Annotated in this window: 14 protein-coding genes; 7 read left to right on the forward strand and 7 right to left on the reverse strand. The window is 67.2% G+C overall.

Annotated elements, in window-relative coordinates; translation table 11 throughout:
* Positions 1-70: 70 nt before the first annotated feature.
* Positions 71-1546, reverse strand: a complete 1476-nt coding sequence (gene zwf, locus DID99_RS06780) for a glucose-6-phosphate dehydrogenase (protein WP_124530123.1) — start codon at positions 1544-1546, stop codon at positions 71-73.
* A 203-nt stretch (positions 1547-1749) separates the two neighbouring features.
* Here zwf and DID99_RS06785 point away from each other — a divergent pair, with 203 nt between their 5' ends.
* Together DID99_RS06785 and DID99_RS06790 are read left to right on the forward strand one after the other, a co-directional pair.
* The gene (locus DID99_RS06785; protein ID WP_124666382.1) at positions 1750-2328 is read left to right on the forward strand and encodes a TetR/AcrR family transcriptional regulator; all 579 of its coding nucleotides are present in this window, start codon (positions 1750-1752) and stop codon (positions 2326-2328) included.
* A 185-nt stretch (positions 2329-2513) separates the two neighbouring features.
* The gene (locus DID99_RS06790; protein WP_124666383.1) at positions 2514-3389 is read left to right on the forward strand and encodes an SDR family NAD(P)-dependent oxidoreductase; all 876 of its coding nucleotides are present in this window, start codon (positions 2514-2516) and stop codon (positions 3387-3389) included.
* A gap of 150 nt (positions 3390-3539) precedes the next feature.
* On the opposite strand, the gene DID99_RS06795 is transcribed toward DID99_RS06790, so the two are convergent.
* From DID99_RS06795 to DID99_RS06805, 3 genes are all read right to left on the reverse strand, one after another.
* Positions 3540-4118, reverse strand: a complete 579-nt coding sequence (locus DID99_RS06795) for a peroxidase-related enzyme (RefSeq protein ID WP_044845836.1) — start codon at positions 4116-4118, stop codon at positions 3540-3542.
* Between the two features lie 109 nt (positions 4119-4227).
* Complete coding sequence (locus DID99_RS06800) at positions 4228-5211, reverse strand: MDR family oxidoreductase (RefSeq protein ID WP_124666384.1); 984 nt, start codon at positions 5209-5211, stop codon at positions 4228-4230.
* Between the two features lie 45 nt (positions 5212-5256).
* Positions 5257-5895, reverse strand: coding sequence for a TetR/AcrR family transcriptional regulator (locus tag DID99_RS06805; RefSeq protein WP_124530125.1), 639 nt, complete (start codon positions 5893-5895; stop codon positions 5257-5259).
* Between the two features lie 228 nt (positions 5896-6123).
* On the opposite strand from DID99_RS06805, the gene DID99_RS06810 reads away from it, so the two are divergent.
* The gene (locus DID99_RS06810) at positions 6124-7314 is read left to right on the forward strand and encodes a M20 aminoacylase family protein (protein WP_124666385.1); all 1191 of its coding nucleotides are present in this window, start codon (positions 6124-6126) and stop codon (positions 7312-7314) included.
* 63 nt (positions 7315-7377) lie between these two features.
* Positions 7378-8709 carry an MFS transporter gene (locus tag DID99_RS06815; protein WP_044845778.1) on the forward strand — a complete coding sequence of 444 codons (1332 nt, stop codon included), beginning with the start codon at positions 7378-7380 and terminating at the stop codon, positions 8707-8709.
* Between the two features lie 226 nt (positions 8710-8935).
* On the opposite strand, the gene DID99_RS06820 is transcribed toward DID99_RS06815, so the two are convergent.
* Positions 8936-9724: an IclR family transcriptional regulator gene (locus tag DID99_RS06820; protein WP_185733741.1), complete on the reverse strand. Its 789-nt coding sequence runs from the start codon at positions 9722-9724 to the stop codon at positions 8936-8938.
* 226 nt (positions 9725-9950) lie between these two features.
* Here DID99_RS06820 and pcaF point away from each other — a divergent pair, with 226 nt between their 5' ends.
* Complete coding sequence (gene pcaF, locus DID99_RS06825) at positions 9951-11153, forward strand: 3-oxoadipyl-CoA thiolase (RefSeq protein ID WP_044845776.1); 1203 nt, start codon at positions 9951-9953, stop codon at positions 11151-11153.
* Between the two features lie 102 nt (positions 11154-11255).
* On the opposite strand, the gene DID99_RS06830 is transcribed toward pcaF, so the two are convergent.
* Both DID99_RS06830 and DID99_RS06835 read right to left on the reverse strand, forming a co-directional pair.
* Positions 11256-11732: a DUF523 domain-containing protein gene (locus tag DID99_RS06830; RefSeq protein ID WP_409362693.1), complete on the reverse strand. Its 477-nt coding sequence runs from the start codon at positions 11730-11732 to the stop codon at positions 11256-11258.
* A 114-nt stretch (positions 11733-11846) separates the two neighbouring features.
* Positions 11847-12407 carry a GNAT family N-acetyltransferase gene (locus tag DID99_RS06835; RefSeq protein ID WP_124666388.1) on the reverse strand — a complete coding sequence of 187 codons (561 nt, stop codon included), beginning with the start codon at positions 12405-12407 and terminating at the stop codon, positions 11847-11849.
* A gap of 546 nt (positions 12408-12953) precedes the next feature.
* Between DID99_RS06835 and DID99_RS06840 the strand changes: the two genes are divergently transcribed.
* Together DID99_RS06840 and DID99_RS06845 are read left to right on the forward strand one after the other, a co-directional pair.
* Positions 12954-14498, forward strand: a complete 1545-nt coding sequence (locus DID99_RS06840; RefSeq protein ID WP_124666389.1) for a PAS domain-containing methyl-accepting chemotaxis protein — start codon at positions 12954-12956, stop codon at positions 14496-14498.
* 410 nt (positions 14499-14908) lie between these two features.
* The coding region (locus DID99_RS06845) for a PAS domain-containing protein (RefSeq protein WP_124666390.1) at positions 14909-15608 on the forward strand (700 nt) is incomplete at its 3' end.

Here is a 15608-nt window from a genome sequence, read left to right on the forward strand (position 1 = left end):
GATGTGACCCGGCATGCCAACGGCGCTCGCGTCGCCGGCATGCCATCGTGTGCTGCGCTTCTTAAGCTTCTTACGCCTCTTCGGACCACGACATGTTGTCGCGCGCCAGCAGCGCCGACGATGCCGCCGGCCCGAACGTGCCTGCGGTGTACAGGCGCGGACGGTCGCCGAGCTGCTTCCAGCCGTTGAGGATCGGCTCGACCCACGACCAGGCGGCCTCGAGTTCGTCGCGGCGCATGAAGTGCGTGAGGCGCCCGCGGATCACGTCGATCAGCAGCCGTTCGTACGCTTCCGCGCGCCGTTCCGGAATCGCCTGCTGCAGGTCGAGGTTCAGGCTCACGGGCACCATCTTCATCCCGCTGCCCGGCTCCTTCGCGAGCATCTGCAGCTGGATCGACTCTTCCGGCTGCAGCTGGATCACGAGGCGGTTGCTGTAGTGGCGCGGGCCGGTCGGGATGATCGAGAACGGCATGTCGGCGAACTCGATCACGATTTCCGACTGGCGGCGCTGCAGCCGCTTGCCGGTGCGCAGGAAGAACGGCACGTTCGCCCAGCGCCAGTTGTTGATGTGCGCACGCAGCGCGACGAAGGTCTCCGCGTGGCTGTCCGCCGGCACGTTCTCCTCGTCGAGATAGCCCTTGACCGGCTGGCCGTCGACCGCGCCGGCCGTGTACTGGCCGCGCACGGTATCGCGCGCGACGTCCGACAGCGCCATCGGCCGCAGCGAGCGCAGCACCTTCAGCTTCTCGTCGCGCACCGCGTCCGGGTCGAGCGACACCGGCGGCTCCATCGCGACGATGCACAGCAGCTGCAGCAGGTGGTTCTGCACCATGTCGCGCAGCGCGCCGGTGTGATCGTAGAAGCCCGCGCGGCTGCCGACGCCGACCGTCTCCGCCACCGTGATCTGCACGCTGCGGATGCTCGGCGCCTGCCACAGCGGCCCGAAGATCGGGTTGCCGAAGCGCAGCACCATCAGGTTCTGCACGGTTTCCTTGCCGAGGTAATGGTCGATCCGGTAGATCTGCGATTCCGCGAAATGCTTGCCGACCGCATCGTTGATCGCCTTCGCCGACGCGAGATCGTGGCCGAGCGGCTTTTCGAGGACGACGCGCGAGCGCGCATCGACGAGGTGCGCGGCCGACAGGTTGTCGCAGATCGTCGTGAACAGCTCGGGCGACGTCGACAGGTAGAACACGCGGATCGCGTCGCTGCGCGCCGCTTCGGCGAGGCGCGCGTAGTCTTCCGGCGCGCTCACGTCGATCAGCACGTACTGGAACAGGTCGAGGAAACGGCTCCACGCGTCGGCGTCGAAGGCCTTGTCGTCGATGAACGGGCGCGATTGCTCGTCCATGAACTTGCGGTAGCCGTCGATGCCCCAGTCGCGGCGGCCGACCGCGATGATGCGCGTCTCCGGCGGCAGGTTGCAGTGCAGGTGCGCCATGTACAGCGCGGGCAACAGCTTGCGGGCGGCCAGGTCGCCGCCGCCGCCGAAGATGATCATGTCGACGGGTTGGTCGGCTTCGGTCTGGTTGGGCTTATTCGTCATGAGTGGTTCGCGGTCTGAAGCGGTGTGAGCGTGGAACGAACGGCGAGCGCCGGGCGCCGGTGGGTTGGCGCGCCAGTACGTGAAAACACTAATAGTGCACGCTTTTGATCGATTGCGGATCGGTTCCCGCGTATGTAACAGGGCTTGCATGACCTGCGTTGGCGTGATTATGATTGAGTGCTCACTCATTAAAGGAATCGAACGTGGCCCGACCGCGCAGTCCCGACAAGCACGACGCCATCCTCGCCGCTGCCGCCCGCGCGCTCGCGGAGGACGGCGCGGGCGCGACCACCGCGCGCATCGCGCGGCTCGCGGGCGTGGCGGAAGGCACGGTGTTCACCTATTTCGAGACCAAGGATGCGCTGCTGAACGCGCTGTACCTGAGCCTGAAGGCCGGCCTGCGCGACGCGATGATGACCGGGTTTCCGGAGCACGCGCCAGCCGAACAGGCGATGCGGCATGCGTGGAACGGCTATGTGTCGTGGGGCGTCGCGAACCCGGACGGGCGGCGCGCGCTGCAGCAGCTCGGCGTGAGCGGCCGTATCGACGACACGCATCGCGCGGCCGGTACCGAAGGCTTCGGCGCGATCAGCGCGTTGCTGCGTGCGCAAGTCGCCGCGGCGGGCGGGCTGAAGACCGACGACGCGCACGCGTTCTGCGCGGCGCTGTTCACGTCGATCGCGGAAACGGCGATTGAGTCGATCGCGCGCGACCCGGCGTTGGCCGATGCGTACCGCGAGGCCGGGTTTCGCGCACTGTGGGCCGTGTTGCACGCGGTGTGAGTGGCGATCGGCGTGACGGAAAGCTGAAGACGGGTGATCGGCGGCGCCTTGGGTTCGGGCGCTGCCGCACCGAGGGAAGGCGGTTTCAGGCAGGGCGAGGCGCGGCGAAAACGATCGTCTCGTCGCCCATATTAATGAGTGAGTAATCATTCATTTTTGGTTTCAACTTTGTCGAGGAGTGGAAAATGTCGAAAGTCTGGCTGGTAACGGGGGCCGCACGCGGCCTGGGGCGCTCGATCGCGGAAGCGGTGCTGGCGGCGGGCGATCGTCTGGTGGCCGGCGCGCGCGATCCCGCGCGGCTCGCGGATCTGGAAGCACGGTACGGCGACCGGCTGCTGCCGATGGAACTCGACGTGACCGACGCGGCGGCGGCGGAGCAAGCGGTGGCGGCGGCCCGCGACGCGTTCGGCCGCATCGACGTGCTGGTGAACAACGCGGGCTACGGTCATACGGCACCGTTCGAGCAGATGGGTGCCGACGACTTCCGCGACCAGATCGAAACGAACCTGTTCGGCGTGGTCAACCTGACGCGCGCGGTGCTGCCGACGATGCGCGCGCAGCGCGCGGGCCACATCTTCCAGGTGTCGTCGGTCGGCGGGCGCACGGCGACGGTTGGCCTGTCCGCGTATCAGGCCGCGAAGTGGGCGGTCGGCGGGTTCAGCGACGTGCTGTCGAAGGAAGTCGCGCCGTTCGGCGTGCGCGTCTGCACGCTGGAGCCGGGCGGGATGCGCACCGAATGGGCCTCGGAGGCGAAGCGTGCGGTCGACGGCCTGCTGCCCGACTATCAGCCGTCGGTCGGGAAGATGCTCGAATTGCTCGGCGCGTACGGCGGTCACGAGGTCGGCGATCCCGCGCGGATCGCGGCGCTGATCGTCGAGCTGTCGCGTCGCGACGACGTGCCGATGCGCTTGCTGCTCGGCGGCGATGCGCTGTTCGTGTGCGAGCAGGCGGAAGCGCAGCGCGCAGAGGAGGCGGCGCGGTGGCGCGATACGACGCTGTCGACGATGTTCCCGGACGCGAAGCTGCCGGATGGGCTGCAGGCGTTGAAGCAGGTCGGGTAAGCGCGGGAGCCGGGGCAGCGCGGGTTCGCGCGAGCGTCGCGCCGTGTCGTCGATTACCGATTGCCGACGCCAATTGCGCGCGGCGACCCGAGGAAGACCGGGCGCATGCACGCCCCGGTCTTCGACGGCGATCGCCGTTGCCGGCGGTCCTCAGCGCCCCAGCGCGTAGAACTCCGCGTTCGGCCGCATGTTCGTCACGTTCGCGATGCGGTTCGACATCCCGAAGAACGCCGAAATCGCCGCGATGTCCCACGCGTCCTCTTCGGTGAAGCCATGCGACTTCAACGTGTCGAAGTCCGCTTCGCCCACCTGGTGCGCGGTCTGCGAAACCTTCATCGCGAAGTCGAGCATCGCCTTCTGTCGAGCGGTGATGTCGGCCTTGCGGTAGTTGGTCGCGACCTGGTCGGCGATCAGCGGATCCTTCGCGCGGATGCGCAGGATCGCGCCGTGCGCGATCACGCAGTACTGGCACTGGTTCACGCTGCTGGTGGCCACGACGATCATTTCGCGTTCGGCCTTGGTGAGGTTGCCCGGCTTGTCCATCAGCGCGTCGTGATACGCGATGAACGCGCGAAACTCGTCCGGGCGATGCGCGAGCGTGAGGAACACGTTCGGGATGAAGCCCGACTTTTCCTGGACGGCCGCGATGCGTTCGCGAATGTCGTCGGGCAGGTCTTCGAGCGCGGGCACCGGAAAGCGGCTGACGGGCGCGTGGTCTGCAGCAGTCATGAGGTCTCCTGGATAAAGCGGCACGGGCGAACGCGATGCGCGCGCCACCGGCCGGGTATGAAACGATGCGTCGCCGTCGCCGTCGCCGTCGCCGTCGCCGTCGCCGGTGTCATGCGTTGACGTCCACGACGATGCGGCCGCGCACCTTGCCGCCGATCAGGTCCTCGGCGAGCGGGATGACATTTGCGAGGCCGACCTGATGGCTGATGGTGCCCAGTTTCTCGACGTCGAGATCGGACGCGAGCCTGCGCCATGCCTCCAGACGCTCGGCGCGCGGGCACATCACGCTGTCGATGCCGACGAGCGTCACGCCGCGCAGGATGAACGGCGCGACGGTCGCGGGGAAGTCCATGCCGGCGGCCAGGCCGCAGGCCGTCACCACGCCGCGATAGCGCGTGGTCGCGCACACGTTGGCGAGCACATGGCTGCCGGCGACGTCGACCGCGCCGGCCCAGCGTTCCTTGCCGAGCGGCTTGCCGGGTGCGCTGAACTGCGAACGGTCGAGGATCTCAACCGCGCCGAGCTGGCGCAGATAGTCGGCATCGGCCGGGCGGCCGGTCACGGCGACGACGCGATACCCGAGCCGCGCGAGGAGGGCGGTGGCGACGCTGCCGACGCCGCCGGCCGCGCCGGTCACCACGATCTCGCCATCGTCCGGGCGCACGCCATGCCGTTCCAGCGCCATCACGCACAGCATCGCGGTGTAGCCGGCCGTGCCGATGGCCATCGCCTGTTGCGGCGAAAACGCGGACGGCAGCGGCACCAGCCAGTCGCCGTCGACGCGTGCCTTCTGCGCGAGGCCGCCCCAATGCGTTTCGCCGACGCCCCAGCCGTTCAGCACGACGCGGTCGCCTGCCCGGTAGTCCGGGTGCGTGCTGTGTTCGACCTCGCCGACGAGGTCGATGCCCGGCACCATCGGAAATTTGCGGACCACCGGGCTCTTGCCGGTGATCGCGAGCCCGTCCTTGTAGTTCAACGTCGAATAGCCGACCCGGATCGTCACGTTGCCCGCAGGCAGCTGCGCGTCGTCCAGCGTCTGCAGCCGCGCGTGCTGGCCGGTCTCGTCCTTGTCGATCACGATGCCCTGGAACATCCGTCCTCCTTTCTAGACCGATCGTCTAGTTAATGGCAAAAAAACTCAGCGGCGAGGCAATCCATCGAAGAAAAACTGTGCGAACAGTGCGAGCGGCACGTCGCTGCGTTCGAGTTTCGCGCGCAGCACGGCGCCTTCCCAGCCGATCCAGAAGAACGCGGCCAGCTCGGCGGGATCGGCCGAGGCCGCCAGTTCGCCGGCTTGCTGTGCCGCGACCAGGCAGTCGGCCAGACGGCGCTGCCAATCCTCGAACGTCTCACGCAGGCGCGCGCGGAAACGCTCGGGCAGCGCGCCCATTTCCTGGCCGAGGTTGCCGATCAGGCAGCCTCGGCTGTATTCGTAGCGGGCCATGCCGTCGCGCGCATCGTCGACGAACGCGCGCACGCGCGCCAGCGGCGTTGCTTCAGTCTCGCTGAAATGACGGTCCAGCTTGCGCGCGAAGAACTCGGCGTAGCGATCGATCAGCTCGAGGCCGAACGCCTCCTTGCTGTCGAAGTAGTGATAGAACGAGCCCTTCGGCACGCCGGCGCGCCCGAGGATCTCGTCGAGCCCGGTGGCGGAAAAGCCCTTTTCGGTGAGCACCTCCAGCCCGGTGCGCAACAGCATGTCACGTGTCGCGACGAGGTCTTCGTGCTGCTTCGGTGGCCTGCCGCGGCGGCGGGGCGGATCGGTTCGAACATCCATGGCCGAATAATAGACCGTTCGTCTCAAAAATCAATAGCGGGCGTGTCGATCGCGCCGGGCGAACGCGTGCCGACGACCTTTGCCCGCGTTAACCCTGATTAATAAAGCTTATCGCGGTGAAAAATTCCGCATCTTATTGAACCGATATCGGCTCGCTATAGTGGCTCGCTTTCCCGCACGCACCGTTTGCGTGCGGCTGACACGCTGACGATCAGCAGGAGCCGCTTGATGACCACCGACGCCCGATTCACTGAAATCGAGGATCTGATGCCCGCCGCCGGCGGGCTGCGCGAGATCCGCCATCACATTCACCGCCACCCGGAACTCGCGTACGAGGAGCACGAAACGGCGGCGCTCGTCGCGGACAAGCTCGAGCAGTGGGGTTGGCAGGTGACGCGCGGGGTCGGCAAGACGGGCGTGGTCGGCACGCTGCGCGCGGGCGACGGCACGCGCAGCATCGGCATCCGCGCCGACATGGACGCGCTGCCGATCCTCGAGGCGACCGGCCTGGCGTATGCGAGCGGCACGCACGGCAAGATGCACGCGTGCGGCCACGACGGCCACACGACGATGCTGCTCGGTGCCGCGCAGCACCTCGCGAAGACGCGCAATTTCTCCGGCACCGTGCACCTGTATTTCCAGCCGGCGGAAGAGCACGGCGTCGACAGCGGCGCGAAGAAGATGATCGACGACGGCCTGTTCGAGCGCTTTCCGTGCGATGCGGTGTTCGGCATGCACAACCATCCGGGCGCGGCACCCGGCGTGTTCCTCACGCGGCGCGGCCCGTTCATGTCGGCCGGCGACAAGGCGATCATCTCGATCGAGGGCGTCGGCGGCCACGCGGCGCGGCCGCACCTGACGGTCGATCCGGTGGTCGTCGCGGCCAGCATCGTGATGGCGCTGCAGACGATCGTCGCGCGCAACGTCGACCCGTCGCAGCCGGCGGTCGTCACGGTCGGCTCGATGCACGCGGGCACCGCGAACAACGTGATCCCGAACGGCGCGCGTCTCGAACTCAGCGTGCGTTCGTTCAGCCCCGACGTGCGCGCGCTGCTCAAGCGCCGCATCGTCGAGCTCGCCGAGTCGCAGGCCGCGAGCTATGGCGCGACCGCGCACGTCGAGTACATCGAAGGCTATCCGGTCGTCGTCAATACGGATGCCGAAACGGATTTCGCCGCGCAGGTCGCGCGCGAACTGGTCGGCGACGCGCATGTGGTCGAGCAGGCCGACCTGCTGATGGGCAGCGAGGATTTCGCGTTCATGCTGCAGCAGCGGCCCGGCTCGTTCGTGCGGCTCGGCAACGGCGAAGGCGAGGACGGCTGCATGGTGCACAACCCGAAGTACGACTTCAACGATCGCAACCTGCCGATCGGCGCGGCGTTCTGGACGCGCCTCGTGGAGCGTTACCTCGGGCAGTAACCCCGGCGGCGGCACGCGACGAGCGGCCGGCGCTTCCGGCCGCATTGAGAGGAGAGACGAACGATGCAGAAAGACCATCTCGCGCTGCACCCCGCGTCGACGGGCGCCGCCGCAACCGATGCGCATGGCGCGCCGGCCGTCACGAAGCGCGGCGCGATCGCGGCGGCCGTGATCGGCAACTGGCTGGAGTTCTTCGATTTCACCGTGTACGGCTTTTTCGCGGTGCTGATCGGCAAGCTGTTCTTCCCGTCGAGCGATCCGACCACGTCGCTCTTGCTGTCGGTCGCGACGTTCGCCGCCGGTTTCTTCACGCGGCCGCTCGGCAGCGTCGTGCTCGGCGTCTATGCGGACCGCAAGGGCCGCAAGGCCGCGTTGAACCTGACGATCATGCTGATGGCGCTCGGCACCGGCCTGATCGCGATCGCGCCGACCTACGCGCAGGTCGGCGTAGCCGCGCCGCTGCTGGTGGTCTTCGCGCGGCTGATGCAGGGCTTCTCGCAGGGCGGCGAGTTCGGCGCGGCGACGTCCACGCTGATCGAGCAGGGCGGCACGTCGCACCGCGCGTTCCGCGCGAGCTGGCAGCTCGCGACGCAGGGCGGTGCGGCGCTGATGGGTTCGGGCTTCGCGGCGCTGCTGTCGAACACGCTGACGAAGGACGCGCTCGAGGGCTGGGGCTGGCGCCTGCCGTTCCTCGTGGGCGTGCTGATCGCGCCGGTGGGCATGTACTTGCGGCGCCGGCTCGCGGACGATGCGCCCGGCGACAACCACCACGGGATCGAACGCGGCGTGCTGCGCGAGTTGTTCTCGCAGCACACGCGCACGGTGCTGCTGCTGATGCTGACGGTGATGGGCGGCACGGTGTCGACCTACATCCTGACCTTCTACATGCCGACCTATGCGATCCACACGCTCGGGCTGCCGATGAAGCTGTCGATGTTCGTCGGCGTCGCGTCGGGCTGCGTGATGCTGGTGACGTGTCCGCTGTTCGGCTGGCTGTCGGATCGCCTCGGCAGCCGGCGCCTGCCGATCTTCGTCGGGCGCGGCGTGCTGGTGCTGCTGCTGTTCCCGGCGTTCTGGCTGATGAACCATCATCCGACGCTGTCGGTGATCCTGCCGCTGACCGCGCTGATGCTGCTGTTCTATTCGCTCGGGTCGGCTTCCGAAATGGCGCTGATGTGCGAATCGCTGCCGCGCCACGTACGCGCGACGGGCATTTCGATCGCATATGCGCTCGCGGTGACGATCTTCGGCGGCACCGCGCAGCTGATCGCGACCTGGCTGGTGAAGACGACGGGCAGCAAGCTCGCGCCGGCCGGCTATGTGGCCGCGTGCGTGGTGCTGTCGCTGATCGCGGTCGCGATGCTGCGCGAGACGGCGCGCGAGTCGATGGACTGATGCGGGATGCCGCTGTCCGAAGCGACGCGGTGCAATTTCGTTCTCGTCAAATTGACGGGGCTGTGCCGCATCCTTAAATTGGGCGATGCGGAGGGAGCTCCGCGTTCCGAGAGAAGGACGTTGCAAGCAGAGTCTGAGGGTTGAGCGGGCGGCTTATGCCGCCCGTCTTTATATCCGCGCTATCCGCGAATGACCGTGTTGCCGATCCGGCGGGCGAAGTCACCGCTCACCCGCGCCGCGCGACCAGTTCCGACACCGTCTGCGCGGCCTGCTGCAGCGGCCCGAGAAACTCCCTCACCATCTGCTTCGCGGTGTGCCGCTGCGCGTTGCCGCTGATGTTCATCGCGGCGATCACCTGTCCGCGCCGGTTGCGGATCGGCGCGGAGATCGACATCAAGCCCACTTCGAGTTCCTGGTCGACCACGGCCCAGCCTTGCTGGCGCACCTGTGCGATCGTCGCCTTCAGTTCGCCGATGTCGGTGATCGTGCGCGGCGTATGCGCGCGGATGCCGCTCTGCGCGAGCGTTTCGTCGAGCGCCGCGTCGTCGAGCGCGGACAGCAGCACGCGGCCCATCGACGTGCAGTACGCGGGCAGGCGGCTGCCGATCGACAGGTTGATCGTCATGATCTTGCGGGTCGGCACGCGCAGCACGTAGACGATCTCGGTGCGGTCGAGCACGGCGGCCGAGCAGCTTTCGTGGATCTGCGCGGACAACTGCTCCATCACCGGATCGGCGAGATTCCAGAACGGCATCGACGTGAGATACGCGAAGCCGAGCTCGAGGATCTTCGGCGTGAGCCGGAACAGCCGGCCGTCCGCCTCGACGTAGCCGAGCGTCTGCAGCGTCAGCAGGATCCGGCGTGCGCCGGCACGCGTGAGCCCGGTGGACGAGGCGACCTCGGTGAGCGTCTGCTCCGGGCGCTGGGCGTCGAATGCGCGGATCACCGCGAGGCCGCGCGCGAACGACTGCACATAGGAGTCGCCCGGTTTCGTCTGGATGTCTTCGGTTGTCATGAACGGTCGGATTGTCGTGCAGCCGAGAAGATAGCGCATGGGGCCTGACACGCCAACCGCACGGCGGACCGGGCGCTTGACAGGTCGTCCCCGCACTCCCTATGATGCGTTGAACGTTCGATACACGATCTTATGTTCGTATATAGAACATTTAAGCGCATCCCGGCGGGCAAAGCAAGGGGCGCGTTTCACTCACTTCCCAGCTTGCATGAGACCGGAGACACTGATGACCGAAGCTTTTCTGTGTGATGCGATTCGTACCCCGATCGGCCGCTACGGCGGCGCGCTCTCCGGCGTGCGCGCCGACGACCTCGGCGCGGTGCCGCTCAAGGCGCTCGTCGAGCGCAACCGCGACGTCGACTGGACGGCGATCGACGACGTGATCTACGGCTGCGCGAACCAGGCCGGTGAGGACAACCGCAACGTCGCGCGCATGTCCGCGCTGCTCGCGGGTTTGCCGGAGGGCGTGCCGGGTTCGACGATCAACCGCCTGTGCGGTTCCGGGATGGACGCGGTCGGCGTGGCCGCGCGTGCGATCAAGTCGGGCGAAGCCGCGCTGATGGTGGCTGGCGGCGTCGAAAGCATGACGCGCGCGCCGTTCGTGATGGGCAAGGCCGCCAGCGCGTTCGCGCGCCAGGCCGACATCTACGACACGACGATCGGCTGGCGCTTCGTCAATCCGCTGATGAAACAGCTGCATGGCGTCGATTCGATGCCGGAGACGGCCGAAAACGTCGCTGTCGACTACAACGTCAGCCGCGCCGATCAGGACCTGTTCGCACTGCGCAGCCAGCAGAAGGCCGCGCGTGCGCAGCAGGACGGCACGCTCGCCGAGGAAATCGTACCGGTCACGATTCCGCAGAAGAAGGGCGACCCGGTCGTCTTTGCGCGTGACGAGCATCCGCGCGAAACGTCGCTCGAGACACTCGCGAAGCTGAAGGGCGTCGTGCGCCCGGACGGCTCGGTGACGGCCGGCAACGCGTCGGGCGTCAACGACGGCGCCGCCGCGCTGCTGCTCGCGAACGCGGAAGCCGCGAAGCGCTTCGGCCTGACGCCGCGTGCGCGCGTGCTCGGTATCGCGACGGCCGGCGTCGCGCCGCGCGTGATGGGCATCGGCCCGGCGCCGGCCACGCAGAAGCTGCTCGCGCGGCTCGGGATGACGATCGACCAGTTCGACGTGATCGAGCTGAACGAGGCATTCGCGTCGCAGGGTCTCGCGGTGCTGCGCATGCTCGGCGTCGCCGACGACGATCCGCGCGTGAACCCGAACGGCGGCGCGATCGCGCTCGGCCATCCGCTCGGCGCGTCGGGTGCGCGTCTCGTGACGACCGCGATGTACCAGCTGCATCGCACCAACGGCCGCTTCGCACTGTGCACGATGTGCATCGGCGTCGGCCAGGGTATCGCGATCGCGATCGAGCGCGTCTGATCGCGCGATGCGGCGAAGCGCGCGGAATGCGCGCCGCTTGGCCGTACCTTTCCGGACGATGTGGCCGGCACGAGAAGATCGTCGTGTCGGCCACATCGTCATTCAGCCTCGTGATAGCCGCGCGATGCGCGCCGCGAGCGCGTCGATCTCGGTATCCGCGAACACCTCGATGCCATGCTGGCGCAGCAACGCCGCCGTCACACCGGCGCCGGCATGCCGCCGGCCCGCAAAACTCCCGTCGTAAATGAAGCTGCTTCCGCACGACGGACTTCCGTCCGCCAGGATCGCGAAGCGGCAGTCGTGCGCGCGTGCCAGCGCGAGCGCGGTGTGCGCGCCGTCGACGAACGGGGCCGTCACGTCGGTGCCGTGCACGTCGACGATGCGCGCGGCACCCGACAGCACGCGTTGCCCCGATTCGCCTGCCGCGATCTCGGCGGGCGGACGCGGCACGCTCAATCCCCCTGCCAGTTCCGGACACACGGGCACCAGACGCCCTTCACGCCGCCATCGTGCGAGCGTTTCATGCGCGGCGGTCCTCGCCGAGCCGTTGTAGCGGACGGGGTGGCCGAGCACGCACATGCTGACGAGGATCTTCGGCGTGACCGGCGGCTGCGGCGTGTTCTGCAATGTCGTTCTCCGTGCGGGCGGTGTCGGGCGCGCGGAAATGTTGCGCGCGGGTGGCGTTCGCGCGCGTCAGGCCGTCGGCGCTTCCAGATGGATGTCCTCCGGCTCGAGCGCGTACAACGCCGGGTCGGGCGATGCGCTGACGGTGAAACCGAGGCGCAGGTAGAAGTCGATCGTGCGCTGCGACGGCGTCGCGGACACGTAGAGCCGTGCGGCGCCCATCGTCCGTGCCTGCGCGCGGGCCGCGCGATAGAGATGCGCGCCGAGCCCGCAACCGCGCCAGTCCTGACTCACGTGCAGGAACTTCAGCTGCAGCATGTCGCGTCGCGGGCCGAGCGGATCGGCGTCCACGATGACCGCCGCGACCAGCCGCGCGCCGTCGAACATGCCGAGACACCAGCCGCCGCGATCGTGACAGTCGAGCAGGATCGGCGTGTAATGCTCGGCTTCGCCGTCGGGCCAGCCGCGCACGTCGTAGAAGTCGGGGACGAGCTGCAGTTCGCCGTCGCGCAGCGCGTACAGATGATGGATGATCTCGCGCCGGTCGATGGTCCAGACGAGCGGCAGTTCGTCGCGGGTGAGCAGGCGTGCCGAGAGTGCGTCGCGTTCGGTGGAGGTGCGGCGTGTCATGCGGTGGTCCGGTGTGCAGCGCGTTGCGTGTGGTTGGGTGGGGGCGGCCGCGTGCCTGCTGCGGCGCCGCGCATGTTGTGCATGTCGTGCGTTTGCGGAACGCGCATCGTGTCGCGATCGCGGAAAAGCGCGGCCTGATCGTGTCTGTCGCCGTCATGCGCAGGCCGTGCCGTATTCCGGGGCGGCCGATTCAATTGCAGCCGGGATTTTTTCATCGAGTTCAAATGCCGGTCGAATGGAGCAGATCAGGCAGAGTCGTTTCGCTGCGCGCAACGGCTGCGCAGATTGGCTCGTTGCGCGGGGTTATTCCATAAAGCATCGGTTCACTTTCGCAAAGCGTCGGATGTGATTATCGCCGGATGACTTGATCGAAATCATGCAGATGACCGAATTCGATCTTTCATGCGCTTCCGGATTAAGGTTTTTCCGGAGGGTGCCGACAGCAAGGACGAGACCGTCGTAAAGCGATAAACCGTTTTTCGGCTACTGAGCGTGATTTTCGCGCTGCGCGGATCCTGCAGCCGGATCCGCCTTTCGGAGCCCTGCATGCGCAACAACCAGCCTGTCACCCAACAAGAATTCGAATTTCCCGACGACGTCACGCTGATGTCGACCACCGATGCGGACAGCATCATCACATACGCGAATACGACGTTCGCGTATGTGAGCGGCTTCTCGACCGACGAACTCGTCGGCGAGCCGCACAACGTCGTGCGGCACCCGGACATGCCGAAAGAGGCGTTCGCCGACATGTGGGCGACGCTGAAGAACGGCGAACCGTGGACGGCGCTCGTGAAGAACCGCCGCAGGAACGGCGATCACTACTGGGTGCGCGCGAACGCGGTGCCGGTGATGCGCGACGGGCAGCCGACGGGCTACATGTCGGTGCGTACCAGCGCGCCGCGCGACGAGATCGCGGCGGCCGACGCGCTGTACCGCGCGTTCCGCGAAGGCAAGGCCGGCAATCGCCGTTTCCACAAGGGGCTGATCGTCCGTACCGGGCTGATGCGTGTCGCGTCGCTGTTCCAGACGATGTCGGTGCGCGCGCGCGTTCATTCGACCCTGTGCGTGCTGGCACCGGCCGTCGTCGGCGCGGGGTGGGCGTGCGGGCTGACCGGCGGCGGGCTCGCGGCGTTTGCCTGTGCGGCGGTCGGTGTGGCGGTGGCGGCCGGCCTGTGGCTCGACGCGCAGATCGTGCGTCCGCTGATTCAGTTGCGCGACCAGGCGTTGCGCGTCGCGACCGGCGCAAGCCGCCGCGGCGTGCGGATGAACCGCGTCGACGAGATCGGCATGACGTTGCGTACGATCAACCAGCTCGGGCTGATGTTCCGCTGGCTCGTCGACGACGTCAGCGAGCAGGTGCACAACGTGCAACGCGCGAGCAACGAGATCGCCCAGGGCAACAACGACCTGAGCGCGCGCACCGAACAGGCCGCGTCGAGCGTGCAGGAGACCGCCGCGTCGATGGCCGAGATGACGGCCACCGTCGACAGCAATGCGGAGACCGCACTGCAAGCGAACCGGCTCGCCGTGTCCGCGAGCGAGGCGGCCGAGCGCGGCGGGCAGGCGGTGAGCGAAGTCGTCACGACGATGAACGACATTACCGACAGCTCGCGCAGGATCGCCGACATCATCGGCGTGATCGACGGCATCGCGTTCCAGACCAACATCCTTGCGCTGAATGCGGCGGTCGAGGCGGCGCGCGCGGGCGAACAGGGGCGCGGTTTCGCGGTGGTCGCCGGTGAGGTGCGGGCGCTCGCGCAGCGCAGCGCGAACGCGGCGAAGGAAATCAAGACACTGATCGGCGCGAGCGTCGAGCGGGTCGAATCGGGGGCGCGGCGGGTCGACGATGCAGGCAGGACGATGGAGGACATCGTCACGCAGGTGAAGCGCGTGTCGGATCTGATCGCGGAAATCAGCTCGTCGACGGCCGAGCAGAGCACCGGGGTTGCGCAGGTTGATCAGGCGGTCGTGCATCTGGACAACATCACGCAGCAGAACGCGGCGCTGGTCGAGCAGAGCGCGGCGGCGTCGGAAAGCCTGAAGCAGCAGGCGACGCGGCTCGTGGACGCGGTGAACGTGTTTCGGTGATCGTCGGGGGCGCGCTCCCGCCACTGCGAGGCAACGCGAAGCAAATCGGGGCAAGGCGGCGAAATCCCCGATTTTCGTTTCGATTTACATGAATTAAACGAGAGAGATTCGCATTCTCGATTCCGGATCGACTCGTGAATCCCGTCGGAACAAGCGCCGGAATGGTCAGACGATTGATGCTGCAAGTGTTTGATAAAGCTGGATTTTTATTTACGTATAAACAAAACGTTCGGCTGGATCAAGATGATGCGAAATTCATGCATATTTACCCGAAGCCGGCATAATGTTTTCGCCGGATTTGCCGAAAGCGCAGGAGTCTGATCGAACGCATGCGGGACGACCGCGATGCGTACGGTCTCGGTTCAATCCACAAGCGGACGCCAAGATCCGCAACCTGGGAACTCCACACCATGCGCAATAACCAGCCTGTCACGCAACGCGAATTCGATTTTCCCGACGGCGCGACGCTGATGTCGACCACCGACGCGGACAGTTACATCAAGTACGCGAATGCCGCGTTCATTCAGGTCAGCGGATTTTCCCCCGAGGAGATCGAAGGTCAGCCACACAACGTCGTGCGGCACCCGGACATGCCGAAGGAGGCATTCGCCGACATGTGGGCGACGCTGAAGAACGGCGAACCGTGGACCGCGCTCGTGAAGAACCGTCGCAAGAACGGCGATCATTACTGGGTCCGTTCGAATACGGTGCCGGTGATGCGCAACGGGCAGCCGACGGGTTACATGTCGGTGCGCACCAAGGCGTCGCGCGACGAGATCGCGGCGGCCGACGCGCTGTATCGCGCGTTCCGCGAAGGCAAGGCCGGCAATCGCCGTTTCCACAAGGGGCTGATCGTCCGTACCGGGCTGATGCGTGTCGCGTCGCTGTTCCAGACGATGTCGGTGCGCGCGCGCGTTCATTCGACCCTGTGCGTGCTGGCGCCGGCCGTCGTCGGCGCGGGGTGGGCGTGCGGGCTGACCGGCGGCGGGCTCGCGGCGTTTGCCGGTGCGGCGGTCGGTGTGGCGGTGGCGGCCGGCCTGTGGCTCGACGCGCAGATCGTGCGTCCGCTGATTCAGTTGCGCGACCAGGCGTTGCGCGTCGCGACCGGCG

Origin of the sequence: Burkholderia sp. Bp8986 (assembly GCF_003854225.1) — a bacterium.
GTDB lineage: Bacteria > Pseudomonadota > Gammaproteobacteria > Burkholderiales > Burkholderiaceae > Burkholderia.